We start from the raw sequence: 4,289 nt of genomic DNA on the forward strand, positions 1-4,289 counted from the left end.
CCCAGGCTTACCGTGAACGTGACGCTGTCGCCCTCGTTGACAGTGCCGCCGCCGCTGACCGACACCGCTATGGCATCGTCGTCGGTGATGGTGCCCCTGCCGCTCCGATCGTCCATCGTCGTCGTGAGCGTCACCGTGCCGGTCGCCGCTTCCTTGGCGAAGTCGTCGGCGGTCTCGGCCAGCAGCGTCACCTCGATGATCTCGTCCGCCTCGTTCAGGTCGTCGCCTTGCACCGCGATCACCAGATTGGCCGTCGTCTCTCCCGCCAAAACGGTTACCGCGTTCGGCGGCAGCGCGTCGTAGTCCGTGCCGTCCGTCGCCGTCCCGCCCAACTGGTACGGGATTGTCACCGCGCCCTCCGAGGCGCCGCTCAAAGACACCGCGAAGGTCAGCGTGGCGGTCGCGCCCGGCGCTCCCTCGGCGACCGAACCCGCATCGGCTATGCTGTAGGTGACCGGATCGCTCGCCGCGATCGTCGTTTGCGCGACGGCAGTTTCGACTCCGGTGCCGCCGACACCGCCCCCGCCTGAATCGCTGAGCGTGAAAGTCAATGTCTCGGCCGCTTCGTTCAGGCCGTCGGCGGCGACGGCAACGCTTACAGTTTCACTGCCCAGACTGCCGAAAGTGAGCGCACCGCCGGCGCTGGTCGGCGCGGTATAATCCGTCGTTTCCACGCCGCTTAGCGTCCACGTCACCGTCGAGACGTTGCCTGTCTCCGGCGCAGTTCCGGTCAGTTCGACGGTGAATGTCGCCGTGCCGCCCTCGCTGACCATGGCGCTGTCCGCGGTGACGGAAAAATTACGAGGCGGGCCGGCATTGGCGGCGATGCTGGCCTCGACGCTCGGCGGCTCGGCCAGCGCCAACAAAACGTGGGGACCGCCGCCATAAGGTTCGCTCAACGTAACAAGGAAGTTCTCCACTTGCTCGCCCATGTTGTCTTCGCGGGCGGTGATGGGAATGTTCGTGGAACTCTGCCCGGCATTGATAAAGACCAGACCGGTGAGTACGGAAAAGTCGGCATCGGTGGTCGCGCTCTCAGGGGATGCGCCATGGGTAATCGTCCATCTCACCCCCAGCGTATCGGTGAGGACGGTAGCTTCCGCAAAAGAGACGGCGAAGTTGGCGGCCGTGCCTTCCGTGAGCGCGCTGCCCGGGCCTGCGATGCCCAGCGTCACCGGCCGGTCGCTCTCGCGGATGGTGACGGTGTCCGACGCGGTTGCGATCCCCGCGCCAGCCCCGCCGCCGCCCGCGGGGTTGCTGAGGGTGATGGTTAAATCCTCGGCGTCTTCACTGACCATGTCGTCGGTGATCCGCAAGGTCAAAATATTAATGCTGCAACAGGCAGTGTCGTCCGGGCCTAAAGAATCGCCGATGGGCGCAACACTGATCGTGCCATCGGTGTCCGAGCCCCCCGTAATTTCGTAATCGTCCATCGTCACATCGCCGCCGATGACCCAGTCCACCGTGCTCCTCTCTCCCGGCAACGGCTGATCGCCGGCGAGCGTCAATTGGAAATGGAACGTACCGCCTTCCGCGATGCTTGTGGTGCCGGCCGGTATCGCGCGCACGCTGAAATGGCGGGGGAAGACGACGTCCCTGATAAACACGTCTCCAAAATCCGGCATGCCCGCGAACGGGCCAAATTGGATAAGATCGAAAGCGAGCATCCCCGCGCCCGCGTCCGCGTCAATTGTAGCCAGCCTCACCCGGATTCTTTCGTCCGTCTCGGGAGTGACCGCATCCGCAACCAGGGCAATGCTGATTTCGGCGCTGGACTGGCCCGCTTCGATTATGACGCTGCCCGCGGCGATGTAGTCGGCGGCGGACGCCGCGTCGGCGACCGTGCCGTCAATCATGTAGTTGACTTCGATCGGAGCCCCCGCGCGGACCGCGATCATACGGTCCGCCGGGTCCGACAGGACAATAGTAAAGCGCCCGGCGCTGCCCTCCGGCACCTGAAAACCAGCGACGGCCGGGTCGGTGTCGGTGCCGCTGGTGTTGCTAATGCCAATCATGGCATCGTCGCTGGCGGCGATGGTGGCCTGCGCGCTGGGCGCCGTGGCCAGCACCGGCCTGAACAAGGGGCTGCCGCCGGTGGGGGCGCTCAGCGTGACGAGAAAAATCTCGATCCCTTCATTCAGGTCGTCGTCGGCGGCGGTGATGGGAACGGTCATGGAACGCATCCCGGCGGGGATGGTGACCGTGCCGGTGCGGACGGAAAAGTCGGCATCGGAAGTCGCGGTCGCCATCTCCATAGCCGTGCCGGGCGTGATGGTCCAGGTCGCCGCCACAGCCGCGGCAGTATTGACCAGCTCCGGAAAAGAGACGGTGAAGGTGGCGGACGCACCTTCCGTGAGCGCGCTGCCCGGAGCCGCGATGCTCAGCGTCACTAGCCGGTCGCTCTCGCCGATGACGGTGTCCACACTGGCTTCAGCGGAGAAAATGACGGCGCCGGGGGCACTGGTTTGGAGATCGCCGATAGTGACGGAGAAGCGCTCGGCGGCCTCGCTGATGTCGTCATCAAGGGGAGTAACGCTGAAAGTCTGCGTGGCGCCGCTGGCGGCGCCGCCAGGAAATACGATGGCGTTGTCGCCGCTCGGGAAATTGCCGCCCGCGAAATCGGCGGCGGTTGCCATGCCGGCGCCGCCGGTCACGGCGTAATCCAAGGTCGCCCCGCCGGCAGGCAGGGCGCTGCCGCCGGTGTAGGTGACGACGTACTGGGCAGCGGCGCCTTCCTCCACATTGCCCGGGCCGCTCAGGGCAAATGTCGCGGCGGCCGCGGTGACCGTAACTCTGCGGGTGCCAGTGACCCTGCGCGAATCCAACGGGAACGGCCTTTCCGTAATTTCGACCTGGAATACCAAATCGCCCGCGGTCCCGGGAGCGGTAAAACTGGCGGCCAACATGTCGGAGTTGGCGATGGTGACGGAAGCGCCGCTGATCTGGGTCCATGCCTGGCTGGCGATCATGGCCGCGCCTTCGCCTCCGACCGATGCGGTAAGGGTCACGCCGGTTTCCCCCAGGTCCGCCAGGGATGGGGCGGCGATGGTGATAAGCGGCGCCAGAAGTATGTTCGGGTTCGTGCTGCGATCCAAAGAGGGCTCGCTGCACTGACAACGAAGGAACAGCAAGTTGTCGTGAACGACGGTGATCGTGCCGGCCGCCCTGGCCGCAAGATAGTAAGAGACATGCTCCTCCGAGAGGAGGCCGCCGCGGGCTGCCTGCATAAATAAATTGCGTTGAGCCGGGGTGTCGGACGAAGCAGGGGCTACCTGTCCGCTGGTGCCGAGCGCATCCAGGGCGACTATGAAACCCCGGACCCCCCCGGCACTGAAAACGGCATATTCGCCGGCCCTGGCCTGCCCTGCCCAGCACAACGAAAGCAGCAGGGTCGCCGCCAATGCGAAGGATTTCCGCGTATTCCCGCCGGCACGGCAGGCGCCCGGGGGAACGGGTCGGCGGCACTCCGCTTGCGCCTGCCAGGCTATTGCGTTGGTTTTCATTCGTTCGTCGCCCGCAAGGGCTTACCCCTTATCCAGCAATAAGATCGATCGGATCAATGCGGTTGCGCATGAACTGCATCGGTCGCTTTACGCTACGCCTTTCCCCCGATCGGGAAGAACGCCCCGGAAACAGCTTCCTCGCAGTGCCCCACGGCCGCGGTTCGCGGCCCGTGCTTATTCTCATATGGCTAGTCCTCCTCTCTTAAGACCATTGCCACGTAGCCACCTGGTATGACTCGCTTTTGCCGAATGCTTTATATATTGAGTAATTATAGGCCATTATCGTTTTTTTACAATCTGATTTGCCAGAACCCATTGCAATATCCTCCCAGGAGTTACTATCTCGGCAACTTGAGCGGGAGATTCGGCAAAGTGCCGGGACATGGCGCGACTGCGAAAGCAATGCTGGCGCTCCCGCCGATTTGCCGCAGGCAGGCGATCAGCCCTGTCTGTAGCTCGGTTATAGTCTTCGGCAGGAGCCCCGAAGGGTAACTCCGCAGCCGTGCTGAGAAAAAGTATAGCCAGCTATGAAGCCAATCTCAAAATTGAGGATTCGTTCTCCCACCCGCTTTTTCCGCTATTCCTGCTGCGCAAGGACACAGTTCCGCCTGAGCTAAGGCTGCAATAGGCGCTTTGCAATCCAGGCATTTTACTTGCCTGCCTTTCCCGCGCTCCCACCTCGCCATTCCCGCCCCTGTTCAAGCCAAGGGCAAGAACTGCGCCTCATTCTTCCCATCACTCCCCCCTTGAGGGGGAGTCGCAGCAGCCAAGCCGCCAGGCGCCGGC

At 63.7% G+C, this 4,289-nt stretch carries 1 protein-coding gene; it reads right to left on the minus strand.

What is annotated here, in order from left to right; all coding sequences use genetic code 11:
• Window positions 1-3,503 (minus strand): hypothetical protein (locus OXU43_00875; protein ID MDD9823728.1); only part of this gene is annotated, 3,503 nt, incomplete at its 3' end.
• Between the last annotated feature and the right edge of the window lie 786 nt (window positions 3,504-4,289).

The organism is Gammaproteobacteria bacterium, assembly GCA_028817255.1.
In the GTDB taxonomy this organism is placed as follows: Bacteria; Pseudomonadota; Gammaproteobacteria; order Porifericomitales; family Porifericomitaceae; genus Porifericomes; species Porifericomes azotivorans.